The 21,789-nt window shown below is 67.1% G+C and carries 18 protein-coding genes; 6 read left to right on the forward strand and 12 right to left on the reverse strand.

From position 1 onward, the window contains the following. The first annotated feature begins 25 nt into the window (after positions 1-25). Positions 26-1,207 carry a zinc-dependent alcohol dehydrogenase gene (locus FND50_RS33950; RefSeq protein ID WP_007299004.1) on the forward strand — a complete coding sequence of 394 codons (1,182 nt, stop codon included), beginning with the start codon at positions 26-28 and terminating at the stop codon, positions 1,205-1,207. A gap of 333 nt (positions 1,208-1,540) precedes the next feature. After that, positions 1,541-1,723 carry a hypothetical protein gene (locus FND50_RS33955; protein WP_144288657.1) on the forward strand — a complete coding sequence of 61 codons (183 nt, stop codon included), beginning with the start codon at positions 1,541-1,543 and terminating at the stop codon, positions 1,721-1,723. A 19-nt stretch (positions 1,724-1,742) separates the two neighbouring features. Here FND50_RS33955 and FND50_RS36410 read toward each other — a convergent pair whose 3' ends face one another. After that, positions 1,743-1,919, reverse strand: coding sequence for a hypothetical protein (locus FND50_RS36410; protein ID WP_186301194.1), 177 nt, complete (start codon positions 1,917-1,919; stop codon positions 1,743-1,745). 234 nt (positions 1,920-2,153) lie between these two features. Beyond that, a complete protein-coding gene (locus FND50_RS33960) occupies positions 2,154-4,376 on the reverse strand; it encodes a thiamine pyrophosphate-dependent enzyme (protein ID WP_144288658.1) in 2,223 nt (740 codons plus the stop codon). Between the two features lie 313 nt (positions 4,377-4,689). Between FND50_RS33960 and solA the strand changes: the two genes are divergently transcribed. Further along, the gene (gene solA / locus FND50_RS33965) at positions 4,690-5,826 is read left to right on the forward strand and encodes an N-methyl-L-tryptophan oxidase (protein WP_144288659.1); all 1,137 of its coding nucleotides are present in this window, start codon (positions 4,690-4,692) and stop codon (positions 5,824-5,826) included. A 70-nt stretch (positions 5,827-5,896) separates the two neighbouring features. Here solA and FND50_RS33970 read toward each other — a convergent pair whose 3' ends face one another. The 4 genes from FND50_RS33970 to FND50_RS33985 all read right to left on the reverse strand — a co-directional run bounded on the left by FND50_RS33970 (position 5,897) and on the right by FND50_RS33985 (position 11,141). Next, positions 5,897-7,084, reverse strand: coding sequence for an FAD-binding oxidoreductase (locus FND50_RS33970; RefSeq protein WP_144288660.1), 1,188 nt, complete (start codon positions 7,082-7,084; stop codon positions 5,897-5,899). Positions 7,085-7,240: 156 nt separating this feature from the next. After that, the gene (locus tag FND50_RS33975) at positions 7,241-7,654 is read right to left on the reverse strand and encodes a heme-binding protein (RefSeq protein WP_144288661.1); all 414 of its coding nucleotides are present in this window, start codon (positions 7,652-7,654) and stop codon (positions 7,241-7,243) included. A 36-nt stretch (positions 7,655-7,690) separates the two neighbouring features. Beyond that, positions 7,691-8,605, reverse strand: a complete 915-nt coding sequence (gene kdgD / locus FND50_RS33980) for a 5-dehydro-4-deoxyglucarate dehydratase (RefSeq protein ID WP_144288662.1) — start codon at positions 8,603-8,605, stop codon at positions 7,691-7,693. 196 nt (positions 8,606-8,801) lie between these two features. Beyond that, positions 8,802-11,141, reverse strand: coding sequence for a transketolase-like TK C-terminal-containing protein (locus FND50_RS33985; RefSeq protein ID WP_144288663.1), 2,340 nt, complete (start codon positions 11,139-11,141; stop codon positions 8,802-8,804). Between the two features lie 333 nt (positions 11,142-11,474). Between FND50_RS33985 and FND50_RS33990 the strand changes: the two genes are divergently transcribed. Next, positions 11,475-12,557: a M48 family metallopeptidase gene (locus FND50_RS33990; protein ID WP_144288664.1), complete on the forward strand. Its 1,083-nt coding sequence runs from the start codon at positions 11,475-11,477 to the stop codon at positions 12,555-12,557. 51 nt (positions 12,558-12,608) lie between these two features. On the opposite strand, the gene FND50_RS33995 is transcribed toward FND50_RS33990, so the two are convergent. Further along, positions 12,609-14,981, reverse strand: a complete 2,373-nt coding sequence (locus tag FND50_RS33995; RefSeq protein WP_144288665.1) for an arylsulfatase — start codon at positions 14,979-14,981, stop codon at positions 12,609-12,611. A gap of 309 nt (positions 14,982-15,290) precedes the next feature. Here FND50_RS33995 and FND50_RS34000 point away from each other — a divergent pair, with 309 nt between their 5' ends. Further along, on the forward strand, positions 15,291-16,436 hold the full coding sequence (locus FND50_RS34000; protein ID WP_144288666.1) for an aromatic acid exporter family protein: 1,146 nt from the start codon (positions 15,291-15,293) through the stop codon (positions 16,434-16,436). A 10-nt stretch (positions 16,437-16,446) separates the two neighbouring features. Here the strand turns inward: FND50_RS34000 and FND50_RS34005 are convergent, their stop codons facing one another. Beyond that, entirely contained in the window at positions 16,447-16,842 is a 396-nt protein-coding gene (locus FND50_RS34005) for a VOC family protein (protein WP_144288667.1), read from the reverse strand. A gap of 47 nt (positions 16,843-16,889) precedes the next feature. Between FND50_RS34005 and FND50_RS34010 the strand changes: the two genes are divergently transcribed. After that, a complete protein-coding gene (locus FND50_RS34010) occupies positions 16,890-17,720 on the forward strand; it encodes a nucleotidyltransferase domain-containing protein (RefSeq protein WP_397493011.1) in 831 nt (276 codons plus the stop codon). Positions 17,721-17,732: 12 nt separating this feature from the next. On the opposite strand, the gene FND50_RS34015 is transcribed toward FND50_RS34010, so the two are convergent. The 4 genes from FND50_RS34015 to FND50_RS34030 are packed head-to-tail and all read right to left on the reverse strand — an operon-like array spanning position 17,733 to position 21,788. Further along, entirely contained in the window at positions 17,733-18,167 is a 435-nt protein-coding gene (locus tag FND50_RS34015; RefSeq protein WP_144288669.1) for a VOC family protein, read from the reverse strand. A 58-nt stretch (positions 18,168-18,225) separates the two neighbouring features. Beyond that, complete coding sequence (lpdA, locus tag FND50_RS34020; RefSeq protein ID WP_144288670.1) at positions 18,226-19,599, reverse strand: dihydrolipoyl dehydrogenase; 1,374 nt, start codon at positions 19,597-19,599, stop codon at positions 18,226-18,228. Continuing rightward, a complete protein-coding gene (locus tag FND50_RS34025) occupies positions 19,600-20,787 on the reverse strand; it encodes a dihydrolipoamide acetyltransferase family protein (RefSeq protein ID WP_144288671.1) in 1,188 nt (395 codons plus the stop codon). It abuts the gene before it with no gap. Next, the gene (locus FND50_RS34030) at positions 20,784-21,788 is read right to left on the reverse strand and encodes an alpha-ketoacid dehydrogenase subunit beta (RefSeq protein WP_144288672.1); all 1,005 of its coding nucleotides are present in this window, start codon (positions 21,786-21,788) and stop codon (positions 20,784-20,786) included. Before FND50_RS34030 ends, FND50_RS34025 begins: the two co-directional genes overlap by 4 nt. Position 21,789: the final 1 nt, after the last annotated feature.

Here is a 21,789-nt window from a genome sequence, read left to right on the forward strand (position 1 = left end):
CGACCGACGAGAGGTGTGGTTCCCAGTGCGAGCAGTCACGTGGCAAGGCAAACGAAAGGTCAGCGTCGACACCGTCGCCGACCCGAAGATCGAACACCCGACCGACGCCATCATCAAGGTCACGACAACGAACATCTGCGGTTCCGATCTGCACCTGTACGAAACTCTCGGCCCGTTCATGGGAGAAGGTGACATTCTCGGCCACGAACCGATGGGGATCGTCGAGGAGGTTGGGACGGAGGCGGGCGACCTGAAGGTCGGCGACCGAGTGGTGATCCCGTTCCAGATCTCGTGCGGCGACTGCTTCATGTGCAACTTGCAGCTGTACACGCAGTGTGAAACGACGCAGGTTCGCGAGCAGGGCATGGGAGCGGCACTGTTCGGCTTCTCCAAGCTCTACGGCGAGGTGCCGGGAGGACAAGCCGAGTACCTGCGCGTCCCTCAAGCCCAGTTCACCCACATCAAAGTCCCCGAGGGCCCGCCGGATTCCCGTTTCGTCTACCTGTCCGATGTGCTGCCGACGGCGTGGCAGTCGGTCGAATACGCCGCGATCCCCGAGGGCGGGTCGGTGACCGTGCTCGGCCTCGGACCGATCGGAGACATGGCGGCGCGCATCGCCCACCACAAGGGCGCCCGGGTCATCGCGGTCGACAACGTCCCCGAACGCCTGGCGCGCGCCAAGGCCCGGGGCATCGAAACCCTGGACCTGGACGAGCACGGCGGCGATCTCGCCGACGTCATCCGCGACGCGACCGACGGTCGCGGCACCGACTCGGTGATCGACGCGGTCGGCATGGAGGCGCACGGTTCACCGATCGGCAAACTCGCCCAGCAGATCGTCGGGTACCTGCCCGATGCGGTCGCGGCGCCGCTCATGCAGAAGGCGGGTGTCGACCGACTCGGTGCGCTGTACTCGGCGATCGACATCGTCCGCCGCGGAGGCACCCTCTCCATCATCGGCGTCTACGGCGGCATGGCCGACCCGATTCCCATGCTCACCTTGTTCGACAAGCAGATTCAGGTGCGCATGGGCCAGGCCAACATCAAGAAGTGGGTCGACGACATCATGCCGCTCCTCGGCGACGACGACCCGCTCGGCGTCGACACTTTCGCCACTCACGAACTCCCCCTCGAACAGGCACCCCACGCCTACGAGATCTTCCAGAAGAAGCAGGACGGGGCGGTGAAGATCCAGCTCAAACCCTGAACGACGCAGACGCAGGCGGCGATGGCCGGGATCCCGTGACGGGTGACCCGGCCACCGCCGCCGTTTTGCGCAAACCGGATAGACCGCTCCGTAAGAATCCCGCTGACCAGCACGAATGCCGGAGAAATCCGCATCACGCCGGCGCATAGCGGATTGCTCCTTTTAGCGATGCCCCTCACACTCATAAGCGAGGAAACCTGATAATCAGCGACCAACTGTCGCAGGTCTTGCGTACGACCCAGCCCCAGAGAGGTGTCAAGGAGAGTCTTCGAACCGTCCGGTCGGGTAGTACCCGGACCGGCGCGTCCGGGGGCATACTTGGCCGGCTCGGGGGTGTCCGCAGACGATACGGAGAAACTGATGCTCGACCGGCTGTACGCCGCTGTCCTCGCCGTTGCCGGCCTCGGCTACGGGGGATACATCCTCCTCGACGAACTGACCGGAGGCTCGGACACGCCCGGAGAGGAAGACCAGCACCTCCGCCGCGAATCCTCCGAGCAGGTGTCCACGGCATAGCCGCTGCGTGGGATGGCGGTCAGGGGAACAGTCCCCCGCGCCTCGTGCACCTCGCCACCTGCCCGACACCGTGACGTGGCTGCGGGAGGCTCTGCATGAACACGCAGAGCCACCGGACCACCACCTCGACACCGGTCGAGGTGAATGCCTGCAGGTTCTGGACCCATTCGAGGTACGAGACAACCACCCAGGCCATCGTGGATTCGTCCGCATCATCGGCGCCGGAATGTCCTTTGTCGGGTCCGATGAACGGGAGGATCTCCTGCGTATAGCGACGGTCAGCCGTTCCTTCTCCGACACCCTCAGCCCACGCGGGTCGATCGCGATGCGCCCTTCGCTCCACCGTAGGGCAGCCCGGGCAGCGCACCGAGTCCGGCAACTGCGCCGGAAGGCCTACTGGGCGATGCCTGCCCGGCCGAGTTTACGGATGCTACCGGCTCACGAGTTTGACCGCCGCGGCCTCGATGGTGTCCTCCGAGAGCAGGACCTCGAGGGCGGCGTCGCCGAGCGGGATGAAGCTGTCGTCGCTCGTGACGCGTGCGAGCGGCCCGGTGAAGCCGTCGTCGACCAGTGCCGCGACCACACCTTCGGACACTCCCCCCGATGTGCGGGTCTCGTCGACGACGAGCACCCGTCCGGTGGCGTTCGCCTCTCGGAGGATGTCGTGCACGGGTAGCGGTGCGAGCCACCGCATGTCCACCACACGCGCAGCGATGTGTGCCTTCTCGAGCCGGCACGCGACCCGCAGGCTCATCCGGACCCCGTTGCCGAACGTGACGATCGTCAGGTCGGTACCGTCACCGTACGTGCGGGCGGAGCCGATCGGCACGTGATTCTCGGCCCGCTTCACCGGATCCGGATACGCGGCCAGCCACTGCTCGTCACCGTCCTCGTACAGATCCCGGGTGTGATACAGCGCAATCGGTTCCAGATACACACACACCGCCCCCGCGGTCCGCGCGGCCGCCGCGCACGTGTGCATCATGGCCGCGGCGTCGTCGGGGCGAGCCGGGGAGGCCACGACGATGCCGGGGATGTCACGCAACGCGGCGACGGCATTGTCGTTGTGAAAATGCCCACCGAACCCCTTCTGATACCCGTACCCCGCGACCCGCACCACCATCGGATTGCGGTACTGACGGTCGGAGAAGAACTGCAACGTCGCACCCTCCCCGCGGATCTGATCGGCGGCATTGTGCAGATACGCCAGGTACTGGATCTCCGGGATCGGCAACAACCCGGACACCCCCGCGCCCAGCGCGAGTCCCAGGATTGCCTGCTCGTCGAGGAGCGTGTCGAACACGCGCGCCGACCCCGCCTTCTTCATCAGACCCCGGGTCACCCCGTAGACCCCGCCCTTGCGGGCCACGTCCTCACCGAACACCAGCGCCTCGGGGTAGCGGGCCAGCACGTCGAGCAGTGCGCGGTTGATCGCGAGACCGGTGGTGAGCCGACCTTCATCCTCGGGAAGCGGGGATCCGATGAAGTGCGCGCGACGGTCCGAATCGACGCGCTCCGGCACGGCCGCGGCCGCCTCGACGGCACTGTCGGTGAGCGGTTTCATCACCGCCGCGGGACTGTCCAGTTGAGGTAGCTCACCGACCTGCTCGGCCAGTTCGAGGACCTCGGCACGCTTCTGCTCGTAGAGGTCGAGGGCATCAGTGGGGCTCAGGTGTCCTCGCTCGACCAGCAGTTTCGCCGTGCACAGCACTGGGTCGCGGTCGAAGTCGGCGGCGATCTCCGCTGATGTCCGGTACGCGGTCTCGACATCGGAGCCGGCATGCCCCATCAACCGGACGGTGCGCAGGTGCAGGAACGCGGGCTTCCGGTGCCTGCGGACCCAGTCGGCGGCATCTCTCGCCGTCGCGTACGCCGCCGGCAGGTCGGAGCCATCCGCCTCGAAGTACTCGAGCCCCGCCCGGTCACCGAAGTTCGCGGCGATCCAGCCCTGCGGAGTCCTGGTGCTGATCCCGATTCCGTTGTCCTCGCACACCAGCAGCAGCGGCAACGGCAACCCCTGGTAGGCGGCGTGCACCGCGGTATTGATGGCACCGACGGCGGTGGAGTGGTTCGCGGACGCGTCCCCGAAACTGCACACGGCGACCGCGTCGGCCGGCCACGGCGAGGGCACGTGCAACTTCTCCGAGCGGGCGATGGAGAAGGCGACACCGACAGCGCGTGGGAGATGCGAAGCGATGGTGGAGGTTTGGGGAATGATGTTGAGGTCGCGGCGGCCGAACACCTTATGCCTACCACCCGAGATCGGCTCCTCCGTCGCGGCCACGAGACCGAGGAGGACGTCGCGCAGCGGATCGCTGCCATCCACCTGCTGCGCCCGCGCCAGGAAGAAACCACCGGAACGGTAGTGCAGCAGAGCGGGATCGGTGGGTCGCAGCGCGGCCGCGACGGCGGCGTTGCTCTCGTGCCCGGACGAGCCGATCGTGTAGAAACCCTTACCCCGCGACCGCAACCAGCGGGCCGCCAGATCGAGGTGCCTGCTGCCGAGCTGGGCATCGAAGAGGTCCAGAGCGCCCCGCACCGACAACGGGAATGGCGGCTGAATCGGATCCTCCGGACCGACGCCGGGGCGGCTCTCCCCGGGGATCAGCCCCGACACGACAGAGGTGAAGTAGTCGTCGATCTGTTCGGCCATTCCTAGATCATCCTGTGGCGCCGATCAGCGGGCAAGAGTCGCAGAATCAGAGTCTCGATGCCTCACCGAAAGGTCGACTGGTCCTCGCGCCGGGCCGCGACCGTCACCATGACGAATACTGAGGTCGCGGTGTCTCTGCGGGCGCTCCGCCTCCGGCTCCGATGTTCGAGCACATGACGTTCGGCGACACTGGAGTGGAGTCGCGGGATGGCAACATATCTGGGTCCGACTCCGCGAACCCACAGCACATTCGAGAGGCCACTGTGATAATGACCAATTCCCCCGCTGGTGAATACATGCTGGTACGCGGTCGATGACCACGACGAGAACCAATGTCGCCGTGATCGGTACCGGCACCATGGGCTCCGCAATCATGTGGCGACTGTCGGAGCGCGGTATCCCTGCCGTCGGTCTCGAGCAGTTCACTCCCGGACACGATCGTGGCTCCGGACACGGCGAGTCGCGCATCTTCAGAACTGCATATCATGAGGATCCCGCGTATGTCCCGATGCTCCGAGCCGCCCTCCGAGGATGGCGGGAACTCGGTGAGCAAACCGGCGAACCCGTCCTGACGATGACCGGGGGCCTCGGTATCGGCCCCTCGACCGGCGTGATTGTGGGTGGCTCCCTCGAAGCGGCCAAGGTGCATGCCCTCACACAGGAGATTCTCGACCCGGCCGAGTTCAGTGCCCGGTTTCCCACTCAGCGATTGCGTGAGGGAGATACGGCCATCTGGGAGAAGGACGCCGGCGTGATAAGGCCGGAGTTGGCAATCACCGGTGCCGTGCGCCGTGCGTGCGAACTGGGTGCCTCCGTGCGTCCCGAGAGCCGCGTCCTGGGTATCGAGGACGGTCCCGGTGACACGGTGCTCGTGCGGCTCGACGAAGAGGTCATTCGAGCCGACCGCGTCGTGGTCGCGGCCGGCGCCTGGATTCCCGGCCTTCTCCCAGAAGCCCAGCTCCCCTTGACCGTGGAGCGCAAGATCCTCGCATGGTTCCCAGCCGCAGATCCGACGCAGTTCGGGCCGGACCGGTTCCCGATATTCCTCAGGGACAGCCCGGAGGGTACGTGGTACGGCTTCCCCACCATGGACGGCAAGACGGTCAAGATCGCGCTCCATCTCGGCGGGCGCGAGACCGACCCTGACGAGCTGGATCGGGTGGTCCATGACGAGGACACCGCTCCGTTGCGGGACCTCGTTCGTCATTACCTGCCGGGATTGAGTTCGCGCCCCGTTCGGGCCGCGGTGTGTATGTACACGAACACACCCGACGGGCACTTCGTCATCGGAAATCCACTCGCCTACAGGAACGTGACAGTCGTTTCCGCGTGCTCTGGTCACGGTTTCAAATTTGCACCGGTGATCGGGGAGATCGCCGCCGATCTCAGTTGTGGCTCGACCCCCGAATTCCCCTTGGAGCTGTTCGACGTCAACCGATTCGCGGATTGACACAACGGAATCCGGCGTTCGCGCGGTTGCGATCGAGGGGGGAGGGCCGTCGGCCCTCCCCCCTCGCCGGCTAGGCGGAGAAGTACACCGGGGGCGTCGTCGAGTCGAGTGCCAGTGCCACAGCCGCGCGGGCAGCGACGGGACCGACCAGGTTTCCCGTCCCGTTGTACCCACCGATGGCGATGACACCGGGAAGAACCTCGGAGCAGAGGGGTCGACCGTCGGTGGTGTAACTCACGGACGCACCCCATCTCCGAACGACGTCGACGGGCTTGCCCGCCATACGTTCCGCTAGTCGTTCGATGTAGCCCTGGACATCGGGAGTGGGTGAAGTGTCGAATGTCCACTCGGTGTCGACGAAACGGTCTCGCCCGCCCCCGACGAACAGGCGCCCATCCTTCGCTTGCTGCGCGTAGTCGTATCCCCAGCGTCCGTACACAGGACACGGCAGGCGTTCGGGCAGCCCCGGCGCCGTCCCGAGCATTTGCAGGCGTGCCGTCCGGACGCGCCCCTGCAAGACCGGGAGGACCCGTTCGAGTTTGCCGTCCACCGCGACAATGACGACAGGCGCACTGACCGAACCGTGTTCTGTTGTCACCCTTCCACTTTCCACGGCGGTGACAGCCGAATGCTCGTACAGGTCGGCCCGCCCCCGAAGGAGTGACGCCAACCCCAGAGCTCGACGGGAGGGGTTCATCGCCGCGTCGTCGGGCAGAAACAGGCCGCGCCCGAGCTCGCCGTCGTATTCTTCGACAGCGATGTCGTTGTCACGCAGCACCATTTCCAGTGCTGCGCAATCCGCGAGTTCCGCCACACGGTCGGCGGCCTCGGCGTCGTCGACAGGTTCGCCGGGCAATCCGGCGAGGCGAATGGAACCCGTCCGTGCGATGACCTCCGGACCCAGCAATTCGGCAAGCCGGTCCAACTCGAGAAGAGTTGCGCGATAGAGATCGACCGACGACGTCCCCCAGGTCGTGAGGGACGAGTGGAGGAACGTCGCCGGGCCGCCCAGGAGGAAGCCGCCGTTGCGCCCCGCCGCGCCTGCCGCGACCCGCCCGGCGTCGACGCCGACAACCTGCAGCCCCCGTTCGACCAGGGCGCCGATCGCCGCGAGACCCGACCCGCCGAGGCCGACGACACACACGTCGGCCGTGACGTTCTGTTCCAACACCGGAAGACCGTTCCACGACGCGACCACCGGGTCGTCGTCCCAGGCGCTCACCGAGTCCCACTGGGTGACGGATCGAAAATTCATCATCGCATTCCCTATCCTTCATCTCGCGAGGTTCCGATGTCCGAGGAAGTTGACGCCTTGCGCGAAGCCACGACCGGGCAATTCTATGTGGCACTGCGGGCGACGAGATAGTCACAGACGACTTTTCCAGCGGGGCAACGGTCGCAGCCGGGACCGGTGTCACGAGATGTTGCGTCGGTGTCGCTCGTCGAACCGGTGGATCTCGTCGATGACGGTCTCGACGATGCGTGACCCGGCACCACTGACGGAAGTCGCGACCGCGAGTACGCCGACCGCAGCGGTCTTGTCGGCGGGGTGAGGTGTCCACGCGGGGACCACGCCGCAGTCGACCGTCACGCCGGGCGCCTGCTCTACCCCTCGCCCGTCAGTCGTGCCCGACATTCGCCGCGCGACGCCGAGTGCAGTACGGGTCGCGGATTCGAGCAGTTCCGCGGCAGCTCCGTCGGTCCGGGAGCAGCACATCAGATTTCCGGCGTCGTCGACGACGCTGACGGCGACGGCCGTGTCGAGTGTCGCGGCATGGCGCCGCGCGAGGTCGAGGGCGAGTTGTGCACGTGCTGCGGTGAGTGTCATGGCGTTCTCCGATGATGAATCCGCGGACGGTGCGGCTCAGCTCACCTTCTTGATCAGGTCGGCGAGCTCGGCCAGTTCGACGGCGTCGAGGTCGGTCAACGGCGCGCGGACGGGGCCGGCGGGTCGGTCGATCGCCGTCATGCCTGCCTTGATGATGCTGACCGCGTAACCCTGCTTCTTGTTGCGCAGGTTGCAGTACGGGATCACGAACTCGTTGAGCGCGTTGATGACGAACGCGTTGTCTCCGCTGCGGAGTGCGTTGTAGAAGTCGAGCGCGAACTTGGGCACGAAGTTGTAGATGGCCGAGGAGTAGGTGGTGACGCCGAGTGCGAGATAGGGCAGTGCGAACATCTCGGCGGTGGGCAGTCCGCCGATGTAGGTGAGCCGGTCGCCGAGACTCGCGTAGATGCGGGTCATCTGCTCGATGTTGCCGACCCCGTCCTTGAACCCGACCAGGTTCGGGCAGCTGTCCGCGAGTTCCGCGACGGCGGCCTCGGTGTAGACGGCGTTGGCGCGACTGTAGATCGTCACACCGAGAGTGGTTGCGGCACAAACCTCTTTGACGTGGGCGACGAGACCGTCCTGGCTCGCCTCGGTGAGGTATGGGGGCAGCAGCAGGATGCCGTGCGCGCCGACGCTCTCGGCCGACCGGGCCATCTGCACGGCGGTCGCAGTGCCGTAGCCGGCGGGCGCGATCACCGGAAGACCGTCGGGTGCCTCTTGCACTGCGGCGCGGACCACCTGCTCCACCTCGGGCGGGGTGAGCGAGAAGAATTCGCCCGTGCCGCCCGCGGCGAACAACCCGGAGGCGTCGAACTGCCCGAGCCAGCCGATGTTCTCGCGGTACGCGGCCTCGTCGAACGAGTGGTCATTCTTGAAGTGGGTGACCGGGAACGACAACAGACCGGAGCCGAGCTTGTGGGCGATCTCGTGGGGGGACGCAGTGGCCATGGGTTTCGTTCTCCTCGTTCGCAATCGCGTCACCGTCAGTGCGCGCTGTGTCCCCAAGGCTAGGAGCGCCAACCATTCAAGTCCAACACTAGTTCTGGATCTTTTGATACCCAAAAGGTATTGCGCTCCCTGGACGAACGGGACGCTCGTTCGATCTGACGCAACGAGCGCCCCGTTCGTTCAGGAGAGGGGTCGTTCAGGAGAGGTCGAGGGCGGCGCGGACGATGCTGTCGGTGTCGATGCCGTGGTAGCGGTAGACGTCGTCTAGGGAACCGACCTGCCCGAACTTGCTGACACCGAGCGCAGCACCGGGGACGTGGTTGATCCCGGTCAGGAACGCCAGGGTGTGCGGGTGCCCGTCGAGGACGGTCACCATCGGTGCCGCCCGGTCGGCGGGGAACACCTGATCGAGGATCCAGGACGGGCCGTCGGCGAGTCCGCGGCGGGCCTGGACCGCCTCGAACAACAACCCGGGACTGGTCACGCACACGACGTCCGCGGTAATGCCCTGTTCGGCTAACCGGTCTGCGGCCGTGAGGGTTTCGGTGATCATGGCGCCCATGCCGACCAGCGTGACCGCCGGATTGTCGCTGTGCCGGAGGGTGTACGCGCCGGCGACGACCTGACGGCGGCGGCGCTCCCGGGCGGCGGGATCTGACGGCACCGCGGCCAGGGTCTGATCGACCGGGCGGGTCGAGAGCCGCAGGTACGACGAGGAGCCGTTCGGGCGGCCGAGGCGGCTGATGCTGTCGAGGAGCGTCCACTCGACGTCGATCGCGAACGCGGGTTCGTAGCTGACGCAGCCGGGCTGTTCGAGGCCGATCGACGGGGTCTTGATCGACTGATGCGCCCCACCCTCCGCGGCGAGGGTCACCCCGGACGGGGTGCCGACCAGGATCGACTGCCCACCCGCATAGATGCCGTAGGACCAGGGTTCGAGGGCACGCTCGACGAACGGGTCGTACATCACCCCGATCGGGAACAGCGGCTGCCCCCACCGGCTCCACGTCGCGCCGAGTTCACCCATCAACCCGACCAGGTTCGTCTCGGCGATGCCGAGTTCCATGTGCTGCCCGGTGGGCTTCTCCCGCCAGTGCATGATCGTCTCGGCGTCGTCGTCGAACCAGTTGCGCCGCTCGTGCGGCGACCACACCCCCACCTTGTTCAGCCACCCGGCCAGGTTCGTGGTCGAGGACACGTCGGGGCTGACCGTGACCACCCGTTTCGCCGCGTCGGGGGCCTCCCGGGACAGGTCCAGCAACGCCCGACCCAACGCCGCCTGCGTTGTGGACGTTCCCGACGGGGTGCGGCCGATATCGGCCGGGACCGCGGGCGGTGTGCCGAATTCGACCTTCTCCCGCCTCAATCTGTCTGCGGTCGCGGCGCACACCCGGCCCGCCGCACTGCCGGGCTCGAACCGGGCCCACGGGTGCGCCGGGTCCATGCCGAGCTCGGCGGCCAGCTGTTCGTACTGCTCCACCGTCAGCAGCGACGAGTGATTCTGCGGATGCCCCTGCGTCGGCAGGCCGCGGCCCTTGATCGTGTAGGCGATGATCACCGTCGGCCGGGTGTCGTCGATCTGCGCGTACGCGGCGCGCAGGGCGTCGAGGTCGTGGCCGCCGAGGTTGCGGATCGCCCGCAGCAGGGTGGCGTCGTCGAGGCCGGCGATCAGCGACGCGATCGCGGCCGCATCGGGGCCGTCCCCGGGCAGCCGCACCCGCACCTGCTCGGCACTGCACCGCAGCAGCCGCTGGTATTCGGGGTTGGGCATGTCCAGGATCCGGGTGCGCAGCGCCGGCCCGCCGGTCCGGGTGAACAGCGACTCGAGCAGGGTCCCGAACTTGACGGTGATGACCTGCCAGCCGGCGGCAGCAAACATGGCCTCGAGCCGGCCGGCGGCGATGTTCGGCACCACCCGGTCCAGGGACTGCCGGTTCAGGTCGACGATCCACACGATCTCACCGAGCTCGGAGACGGAGGTGTCGAGGATCGCCTCCCACACCGCGCCCTCGTCCAGTTCGGCGTCACCGACGAGGGAGTACTGCCGGCCCGTGCCGGCGCCGCCGATCGTGGTGTCGACGTAGCGGCGGGCGATGGCACCCCAGATCGGGGCCGTCGCACCGATCCCGACCGAACCCGTCGAATAGTCCACCGGATCAGGATCTTTCAACCTGCTCGGGTACGACTGCAGGCCACCGAACTCCCGCAGCGTCGTCAGATACTTCTCGTCCAGCTCACCGAGCAAGTAGTTGATGCCGTGCAGCACCGGCGAGGCATGGGGTTTGACCGACACCCGGTCACCCGGCCGGAGCTGCTCGAACCACAACGACGTCATGATCGACACCATCGACGCACACGACGCCTGATGGCCACCGACCTTCAACCCTGTCGGATTCGGGCGAACCCGGTTGGCGTGGTGAATCATCGAAGTCGACAACCAGAGCACGCGCTTCTCGATCTCCACGAGCGCTTCCGGAGTGGCCGCGCGCGGGGTGAGCTGCGCCGTGTGGTCGTCGATCGTACGGGCGTCGTTCATTGCTTCGTCCTTGCCTGTGAGTTCCTGGCACCGAATCCGATCCTCCTCGGCCCAGTTCGTGAGCGAGGCGGATCGGCGGTGACGGGCAGGCGGACCTGTGGGAACCGACCTCACCGCATCTTCGAGGTCTCGTGTGCAGATCTCACACAACAGTCGACCACCGGAACGCACTTTGAGCAATACCGAGCGTCACGTTTGAGCATCCTGCGCATGTTCGGAGCAGCCGCGGTGGTCGGCGGTTGGCAAAATGCCCAGCACGACCGCCGCCACTACCTCCGGCGCTACCCTGACCGGGAGGGCACTGCACCGCGCACACCGACCCAGGGGGAAAGCTTGACCACCACACCAGACCGCGTTCGCACGGCGTTCCCGGAGATCAGCTCGCGTGCGTGGGAGCACCCGGCGGATCGGGCGGCGCTCGTCACCCTGCGCACCCTGAAGGGGTTCGACACGGTCTTCCGAACCATCTCGGGTCTGTTACAGGAGCGCCAGCACCGGCTGATGTACCTGGCCACGTCCGTGCGCGTCGACGAACGGCAGTTCAGCGATCTCCACGACCTCCGCAGCGACTGCGTGCGGATTCTCGGCGCCGACGAGACGCCCGAGCTGTTCGTGCTACAGACCCCGGTCGTGAACGCCTTCACCATCGGCATGGACCGGCCGTTCATCGTGGTCACCACCGGACTGCTGGACGTGATGAATTACGAGGAGCAGCGGTTCATCATCGGCCACGAGCTCGGGCACGCGCTGTCCGGACACGCGGTGTATCGCACGATCCTCATGCACCTGATGCGCTTGGCCGGGACCATCGGCTGGATTCCGATCGGCGGGTGGGCGCTGCGCGCGATCATCGCCGCGCTCATGGAATGGCAGCGCAAATCGGAACTGTCCGGCGACCGTGCCGGATTGCTGTGCGGGCAGGACGTCCACACCGCCCTCCGCGTTCAGTTGAAACTGGCAGGCGGCTCTCGGGTGAGCGAGATCGACACCGACGCCTTCCTGGCCCAGGCCGCGGAGTACGACGCCAGCGGCGACCTGCGCGACGGTGTTCTCAAGCTCCTCAACATCGAATTGCTCACCCACCCGTTCTCGGTGCTGCGTGCCGCCGAGTTGAAGAAGTGGGTGGACAGCGGCGCCTACGCAGCCATCCTGCGTGGCGAATACCCGCGTCGCGGCGAGGATGACGATGCCAAGATCAGCGAAGAATTCCGTAAGGCCGCGAAATCGTACAAACAGAATTTCGACACCTCGAACGACCCGCTGATCCGCATGCTCCGCGAGATCGGCAGCGGACTGGGCACCACCGTGGACGCCGTCGGAAACGGCGTCGGTGACGTCGCGGCGGACATCAAGGAGCGGTTCACGCACTGGCGCAGGAATTCCGACGGCAACAAGGATTCCGACGGCGACAGCTAGCCGCGAATCCACCGGAGGTCGGGCGCGGTTTCGCGCGCCCGACCGATCCGGTCAGTCGGCCATCGCCTCTGCCAGCTCCTCGACCTCCTGGATGACCGGTTCGGGCACCCGCACCGGGCCGGGGGTGTAGGTGACCGACCGCAGTCGGCCGGTGAACCGGAACGTCCCGCGCCGTTCCCGCAGATCCCACACCACCGGTCCGCGGGCGTCGACGCCCACCGAGATCCCGGTCCACGGCGCCATGCCGACCAGCTGGAACTGGTCGTCGAGGGTGGCGACGTCGGTGGTCGCCCCGGCCGCGTCGGTGAGCGCGACGGTGAAGTTCCACCGAACGGATTCGGTGGCCTCCGCCCGCACCTGCACACCGACCACACCCTCGGCGAGGGGCGCCGACGTGTGCGCGACACGGCCGTAGCTGTTGACCGCGAACACGATTCGACGGTCTTCGACGTAGAGCACGTAACCGCCGTGCGGGTCGCCGTGGGCGACGAGGACTCCTTCGTCGCCTGCGGCGATCGGGTGGGTGGCGACGTCGATGGTGAAATCGCGGTACTGAATCAGCACACTGGACCGATAACGTTCCAGCGTCGGCGTGCCTGCGAGGATCTTCACCGGTTCCGCGAGCCGGCGCTCGTCCGGTTGCCGCTGCACGGCCTTGCGGTCGTTGAGGATCGGGAACACGGTGTTGTGCCAGGCCGCCCGATCCCACGCCTCGGCGAGTTCGCGCACCTTCTCGGGGAAGAGATGCGCGACGTCCGTGGTCTCGGCCGGGTCGGATTCGACGTCGAACAGTTGCCACTGCGGATCGTCGACCCGGGTCGGATCCGTGTGCAGCGACAGCAGTTTCCAACCGTCCCGGTAGAACCCGCGGTGACCACCGAACTCGGCGTACTGCTCCGTGTGGGGTGTGGGCTGCGCAGCGTCCCGAAGGATGTCGGCGATGCTGACACCGTCACGCTCCTGGGCGGGAAGCCCGTTGCGGTGGCTCGGAGTCTCGAGTCCGGCGAGATCCAGGAGGGTCGGGGTGATGTCGGTGACGTATGCGTAGTGCTTGCGCAGTCCGGTGTCACCGTCGGCGCGCCCGAGACCGGCAGGCCAGGACAGCAGGAACGGCACCCGGACACCACCGGCGAACGTCTGACCCTTGTAGAACCGAAACGGGGTATTCGACGCCTGTCCCCAGCCGCGCGGGTAGTGGACGCCGATCCTCTCCGAGCCGATCAGTTCCTCGTCGTGCGGAACGTCGCGCACCCAGTCCGACGGGACCGGCCCGTGCACGAATTGGCTGAAGTACGACCGTGTTCCCGCTGCACCACCCTCGGCCGTGCCACCGTTGTCGGACGTGAACACGATGATCGTGTTGTCGGTCTCGCCGAGTTCGTCGAGGGTGACGAGTACCCGGCCCACGCTCTGGTCGATGCTGTCGACCATCGCGGCGTAGACCTCCTGGTACCGGGCGAACCGCAGCTGCTCCTCTTCGGTGAGCTCGTCCCACGGCGGCGCGTCGTAGCCGGGTTCGGTGTTGCGTTCGGTCATCTGGGTGCCGGGCGGGAAGAACCCTGCCTCGAGCTGTGCGTCGAAGCGGTTGCGTCGCAGTGCGTCCCAACCCTCGGTGTAGCGGCCGCGGTACTTGGCGAGGTCCTCGGGCTTGGCCTGGTGTGGTCCGTGCATCGCGATGTGCGAGAAGTACAGGAAGAACGGCTTGTCGGCGTCGTGGGCGCGCAGGCTCTTGATTCGCGAAATGGCCTTGTCTGTGATGTCGTCGGTGACGTAGTAGTCCGACGGATACTCCTCGACGTCGACCACGGAGTTGTCCGAGATCAGCTCGTTCGGGTAGTAGAACGAATTCAACCCTTCGAGCGAACCGTAGTAGCTGTCGAATCCACGCTGCAGGGGCCAGGAGTCGCGGGTGCGGCCCGGCGCGAGGTTGGTGTCACGCGCGAGATGCCACTTGCCGACCGCGTGCGTGGCATACCCGTTCGCGCGGAGGATTTCGGCGAGGCTGAGCGCGTCGTCGGCAAGTTCCATTCGCAGTCCGGGGAAGCCGGGATCGAAGTTGGCGACGCTGCCGTAGCCGGCGCGGTGCGGGTTCAGGCCGGTGAGCAGCGCCGCGCGAGCGGGTGAGCAGACCGAGGTGGTGTGATAGTTCGACAGCCGGTAGCCGCTGTCGGCGAGCCGGTTCAGGTTGGGGGTGTCGATCTCGGAGCCGAACGGTCCGATGTCCGAGTAGCCCATGTCGTCGATGAGGATGACCACGATGTTCGGTGCACCGGCCGGGGCTTTCGTCGCCGGCGCCCACCACGGCGTCGACTCCGCACTCGTCCGCCCGACATACCCGCCGAATCCGTCGTACCCTCGCGCATCCGGAGGGAGCTGCTGCTGACCGGCAACACCACGGATTCGGTCACTTTCCACTTCGGGCACGCGTGCAACCCCTTCACTCACGGAGACAGATTCCCCACATATGTGGGGAAATCGTACGGTCGCTCGCGATGGCGGTGAGTGGTTTGAATCACGAAGATTTCAAGCCACGTTCAGCAGTCGGCTGTGACCTGAATCGCCCGAAACCAGATGGAAAACGTGATCTGCGCTATGAAAGCGGCGACTTTTACACCGGCGTAAGAAATCCAGGACAAGCTTTGCGAAGGCTTGTCCACCGGCGGTCGTCGGTGTCGGCAGGCTCTACAGAATGTGCTCCTGCCCACGTGTGACCGTCCAGAAAGCTGTACCACTGTGCTCCAGCTCATCTCGATACTCGCCTTTCTCCGAAGGGTCGGCTCCACCGCTCTGCCGTCAGTGCACGCCGCGTTACTTCGCTTCGCGGGGTACCTGGTGCCGATCGCGCAGACGGCGGTCACCGCGGGGGCGGCGTGGTGGGTGTCGGTCGAGGTGGCCGGACACGAGCAGCCGCTGCTGGCTCCGTTGGCGGCGGTGGTGTGCCTGAGCGTCGCGCGGGGTGCCCGCAGTCGTCGGGCCGGCGAGTTGATCGCGGGCGTCACCATCGGAACGATCGTCTCGGACGTCGTCGTGCGGTACATCGGCAACGGGCCGTGGCAGATCTGCCTCGTGGTGGCTGTGGCGATGTCTTTTGCGGTGCTCGTCGACGGTGGTTCGGTGATCGTCCTGCAGGCGGGTTCGTCGGCGGCGTTGGTCGCGGCCATGGCATCCGCCACGAGCGCCCACCCGTTCGACCGTGTCGTGGACGCACTGATCGGGGGTGCGCTCAGCCTGGTGGCGCTGTCTGTGCTGCCCACCGACCCTGTGCGGCGGACGCGTCGATGCGCCGCCGCCGTGCTGGACAGCGTGGCCGCAGCCCTCCGGCAGACGTCGAAGGGACTCGCCGCGGGTGATGTCTCGGCGCTGGAAGACGCTCTCGCGCTTGCCCGTTCGACGCAGTCGACCATCGACAGCATGCGCGTGGAACTGCGCTCCGGATCCGAGGTGGCCCGGATCTCACCGATTCACTGGCGAGGACGTCGCCGCATCGGCCGGCTGGCATCGATTGCCGACCCGATCGACAACGCCGCACGCAACACCCGGGTCCTGGTGCGGCGCGCCCTGATCGCCACGTACGACGGCGAGCGAGTCGACCCGCAGTTGGCGGACTCCGTCTCCGATCTGGCGCACCTCGCCGACCGGATGCGGCTGATGATTCTCGCGACTCCCGCGAAGAAACCCAACGAAATCCAGATCAGCGATGAACTCGAGCGATTCGCGCGATCACTGCCGCAGCAGGAGATCTCGGCCGGGTTCTCCGCGGCGGTCGTGTCCGCGCAGGTGCGGTCGATCGTCATCGACTTCTTCGAAGTGTGCGGCATCCCGCGCGCCGTCTGCCGGCCCATGCTTCCCCGGCCCGCCCACTACGCGGGCGCGGCGTAGCCCCGCGACCTCAGGACAGCTCGAGCCGGCACTCCTCCGGCGCGTTGGAGTTGTCGATGACGCAGAACCGGTTGCCCTCGGTGTCCGCCAGCACGACGAAGTCCGAGTCCTCCGGGTAACGGTCCCACGGCACCCGCTGCGCGCCGAGACCGACGAGGCGTTCGATCTCGGCGGCCTGATCCTCGCTGTCGCGGGCGTGCAGGTCGAGGTGCAGCCGCGGCTCGGGTTCCGCGTCGTGTTCACTCTGCTGGATCGCCAACACCGGTCGGCCGTCGGGCCGCGTCAGGTTGGTGAAACCGTTGTCGCCGACCGGCGGGAGCGCGGTCAAACCGAGTGCCTCGGTCCAGAACCTGACTGCACGGTCGACGTCGCGTGCCCCGATCACGGTCGTTCCCAAGATGAGCATGATCCGAATTTATCCGCTGCGCCGGGCGCGGGTGGACGATGTCGGGTGTGGAAATTCAGGAGGCGGTGTTGCGGCCCCTCGCCGAGCGGTTGTGTCGCGTCGACGGCGTCGTCGGCGTCACCCTCGGCGGCAGCCGCGCCCGCGGCACGCACACGGCGGAATCCGACTACGACCTGGGCGTCTACTACCGTGGGGCGCTCGATTCCGACGGACTGAACGTGCTCGCGCAGGAGTGGGCGGGCGCCGGGGCGTCGGCGACCCGCACGGGCGAATGGGGTCCGTGGGTCGACGGCGGGGCGTGGCTGTCGTATGCCGGCCGGGCGGTGGACTGGCTGTACCGCGACCTCGACCGGGTGACCGCGGTGTGGCGGGACGCGCAACAGGGGGTGTACGGGTTCCATGCCCAGACCGGTCACCCGTTCGGATTCGCGGACTTCGCGTATGCGGGCGAACTCGCGTCGGCAGTGATCCTCGCCGATCCGTCCGGCCAGCTCGCCGAATTCCGCGCCGACATGCGGCACTACCCCGACGCGCTGCGCGACGCCGTGGTGCGGCGGGGGCTGTGGGAGGCGGAGTTCGTCACCGTGCTGGCCCGCAAGGCAATCCCGCGAACCGATGCGACGTACGTGGCGGGGTGTCTGTTTCGTGCAGTATGCCTGTGCGCCCACGCCCTGCACGCGCATGCCCGGCGCTGGTTGATCATCGAGAAGGGTGCCGTTGCCGCCGCCGGCGCCCTGCCGAACGCACCCACCGACTTCAGCTCTCGCGCTCACGCCGTCCTCGGCCGGCTCGGCACCACACCCGACGAATTGTCCGCCGCTCTCACCCTGGCCGAACAGCTCGTCGCGGACACCCGCGACGCCTGCCCGCTCACCTGAGTGCGCACACCCTCAGCCGTCCTCCCCGAACCGCCCACGGGCCTCGACCGGGATCAACGGCTTCTCCGCTCGCGCCCTGATCTGCTGGACCGCCCACGTATTGCCGTCGGGATCGGCGAATCCGAAGAACGTTCCCCCGTCACGCTCGTCGAACACGGTGATGTCACTGACCTCGACACCACGATCGAGCAACTCCTGCCGGGCCGCGGTCGCGTCGGCGACCACCAACTGCAGTCCTTTCATCGACCCCGCTGCCATCTGCGTGTGCGAGGGGAGGTCGCCGATCACGATCGAGCACCCCGAACCGGTCGGGGTCAGCTGAACGACGTGCATGTGCTCGTTGGTGGTGTCGTGATCGAGATGAAAACCGAGCTTGTCGCGGTAGAACGCGACGGATCGATCGATGTCACTGACGGGCAGAACGACCACTTCGAGGGTCCAGTCCATGATGCGAGTTCCTCCGTATCGTGTGAGAGCAAAGCACTCCGCATCAGACAGTATTTCGTCAACCGTGCGTGTGGAGTGGCTTCCCCGACAACGCGAGCATCGCTTCGCCCAGTGCCTCGTTCTGTGTGGGGTGTGCGTGGACGAACGGCGCCACGTCGGTGGGAAGGGCTTCCCACGCGACGGTCAGCTGGGCCTCGCCGATGAGTTCGCCGACGCGGTCGCCGACCATGTGCACCCCCACCACCGGGCCCGCGTCGCCGGCACGGATCACCTTGATGCCGCCGGCGGTGTCGAGGATCTGACTTTTGCCGTTGCCTGCGAGGTCGTACATGACGGATGTCACGTCGCCGTGCCGTTCCCGGGCAGCGTCCTCGGTGAGGCCGACGGACGCGACCTCCGGGTGCGAGTATGTCACCCGTGGAACGAGGTCCTCGGCCACGGGAACGGGATCGAGGCCGGCGATCTCCTCGGCGACGAAGATTCCCTGTTGGAAACCTCGGTGCGCCAATTGAAGCCCGGCAACAACGTCTCCGACGGCATAGACGCCGTCGACGGGGGTGCGCAGCCGGCCGTCGGTGACGACGAAGCCGCGGTCGAGGGGGATGCCGTGTTCTGTGAATCCGCTGTCGGCGGTGCGGGGTCCGCGCCCTACGGCAATGAGCAGGATGTCCGCCTCGAGGGTGTCGCCGTCCGCGAGTTCCACGAGGACGCCGTCCGCGGTTTCCTTCGCCAACTCGACGTTCGCACCCGTGCGGGCGGTGATGCCACGCCTGCGAAACGCGCGCTCGAGTTGCTTCGAGCACCACGGATCCTCCGCCGCGACCACACGAGGCAAGGCTTCGACGATGGTCACCTCGGCGCCGAACGAGGCCCAGACACTGGCGAACTCGACCCCGATCACGCCACCGCCGAGGACGACGGCCTTTTCCGGGACGAACCCGAGGTTCAGTGCGTTATCGCTGGTGACGATGCGCTCACCGAGTTCGATGGACGGCACCGTCCGGGCGTAGGACCCAGTCGCCAGCACCACGGACGTCCCGGTGTAGCGGGCGCCGTCCACCTCGATCGTCCGGTCTCCGACATATTTTCCGTGCCCGTTCACGAGTGTGATCTTGTGATGCGCGACGAGCCCCTGCAGCCCTCTGTAGAGCCGGTCGATCGTGCTGTTCTTGTACTCGTGTACCGCGTCGAGGTCGATGCCGTCGAACGTCGTGCGCACACCGAAAGCTGCACCCGTGCGGGCGGTATCGGCAACCTCCGCGGAACGCAGCAGCGCCTTGGTGGGGATGCAGCCCCGGTGGAGGCAGGTTCCGCCGACCTTGTCCGCCTCGATCAGCGTGACCGACAGCCCGAGCTGGGCGGCGCGGAAGGCGCAGGCGTAGCCGCCGGACCCGCCTCCGAGGATCAGGACGTCGCCGTGGTTCGCGGTCATTTACAGCCTCCCCAGCACGGTGATCGGACTCTCGATGTAGTCGGCGAACGAGCGCAGGAATCCGCCGGCGACGCCGCCGTCACACACCCGGTGATCGAAACTCAGCGACACCTGCATCACCTTCCGGACAGCCAACTGCCCGTCCACGACCCACGGTTTGTCGACGATACGACCGACACCGAGGATCGCGGCCTCGGGATGGTTGATGATCGGGGTCGATCCGTCCACCCCGAAGACGCCGTAGTTGTTGAGAGTGAACGTGCCCCCGGTCAGCCGCGTCGGCGGGAGTGTTCCCTCGCGGGCCAGCGCCGTGGTGTCCCGCAGTTGCCGGCCGAGTTCGACGGTCGTGAGTGAATCGGCCCGCTCGATCACCGGGACGACGAGCCCGCGCGGGGTTTGGGCCGCGATGCCGAGATGGACGTGACCGTAGCGGACGATCTCGTTGCGGTCGGTGTCGACGGTCGAGTTGAGTTCCGGGTACCGCTCCAGCGCCGCGAGGGTCAGGCGCGCGAGCAGTGCCATCAGACTGACCTTGTCGTCCTCGGGCAGTGCGGCGTTGATCGCGCGGCGGGCGGCGAGGAGATCGGTGGCGTCCACATCGACCCACGTCGTCGCGTCCGGGATTTCGCGGCGGCTCGTCGACAGCTTGTCGGCGACCGCCTTGCGCAGGCCCTTGATCGGAATCCGCTGCGCATCATCGCTCTGGCCGCCGGGTGTCGTGGCAAGTGCCCGCTCGACGTCGGCCCGGGTGATGATTCCGCCGGGTCCGGCGCCGGACAGGGTGTTCACGTCGACGACGTTGTCCCGGGCCAGTTTTCGCACGATCGGCGAGATCACGCGCACGCCCGCGGGCCTCGGCGCAGGCGTGACCTCGGGTCGCTGCACACGCCGCCGACGCTGCCCGGTGTCCTCGCTGGTGCCGTAGCCGATGAGCACATTGCCCGATCCGGAACTCGTCACGGTGATCAGCGGGGTGCCCACCTGCAATGTCGAGCCTTCGTCGCCGTGCAGGGAGATCACCGTGCCCTCGAAGGGAATCGGCACCTCGACTGCGGCCTTGGCGGTCTCGACCTCGACCACCACCTGATCGACGGTGACGGTGTCGCCGACCTTCACTTTCCACTCGGCGATGTCGGCCTCGGTGAGCCCCTCGCCGAGGTCGGGAAGCAGAAATACCTGGTCGCTCATGCCGTCACCGCCCACCGGGTGTCGGCGGAATCGTTCCACTGCAACCGGTCGACGCTGTCGAGGACGCGATCGACGCTCGGCAGGTGGAGGCGTTCGAGTTTCGGCGCCGGGTAGGGGATGTCGAATCCGCTGACCCGCAGCACCGGCGCGTGCAGGTGATGGAAGCAGCGTTCCTGGACGCGGGCGGCGATCTCGGCGCCGACCCCGGCGAAACCCTGCGCCTCCTGAATGACGATGCAGCGACCCGTCTTCCGGACCGACGCCATCACCGTGTCGTCGTCGAAGGGCACGATCGACCGCAGGTCGATCACCTCGAGGTCGTGGCCCTCCGCCGCGGCGGCCTCGGCGGATTCGAGCGCGACGGTCACCGACGGTCCGTAGGCGACGAGGGTCGCGTCCCGGCCGGGACGACGTACCGCGGCCTGCCCGATTGGCGCGCCCACCGCCAGGTCGACGTCGGCACGCGAGAAGTACAGGCGTTTCGGTTCGAGGAAGATCACCGGGTCCGGGTCGTCGATCGCCGCCCGCAGCAGGGTGTATGCGTCCTCGACGGTCGAGGGGGCCACCACCTTCAGACCCGGGGTGTGGGCGTAGTAGCCCTCGCTGGAATCGCAGTGGTGCTCGACGCCGCCGATGCCGCCGGCGAAGGGGATCCGGATGACGATCGGCACGGACAGCGCACCCTTGGTGCGGTTCCGGATCTTCGCGACGTGGGAGACGATCTGCTCGAACGCCGGATAGGCGAACGCGTCGAACTGCATTTCGACGACCGGCGTGAACCCGGACATCGCCATGCCGATCGCGAAGCCGATGATGCCGGATTCGGCGAGCGGGGTGTCGAAGCACCGGTCATCGCCGAAGTCGCGGGTCAGGCCGTCGGTGACGCGGAAGACGCCGCCGAGGGCGCCGACGTCCTCGCCGAAGACGACGACGTTCTCGTCGGCGGTGAGGGCGTCGCGCAGTGCGGTGTTCAAGGCCTGGGCCATGGTGAGCACGGGCATG

The sequence above is a fragment of the Rhodococcus sp. WB9 genome, assembly GCF_007558985.1.
Classification (GTDB): domain Bacteria; phylum Actinomycetota; class Actinomycetes; order Mycobacteriales; family Mycobacteriaceae; genus Rhodococcus_F; species Rhodococcus_F opacus.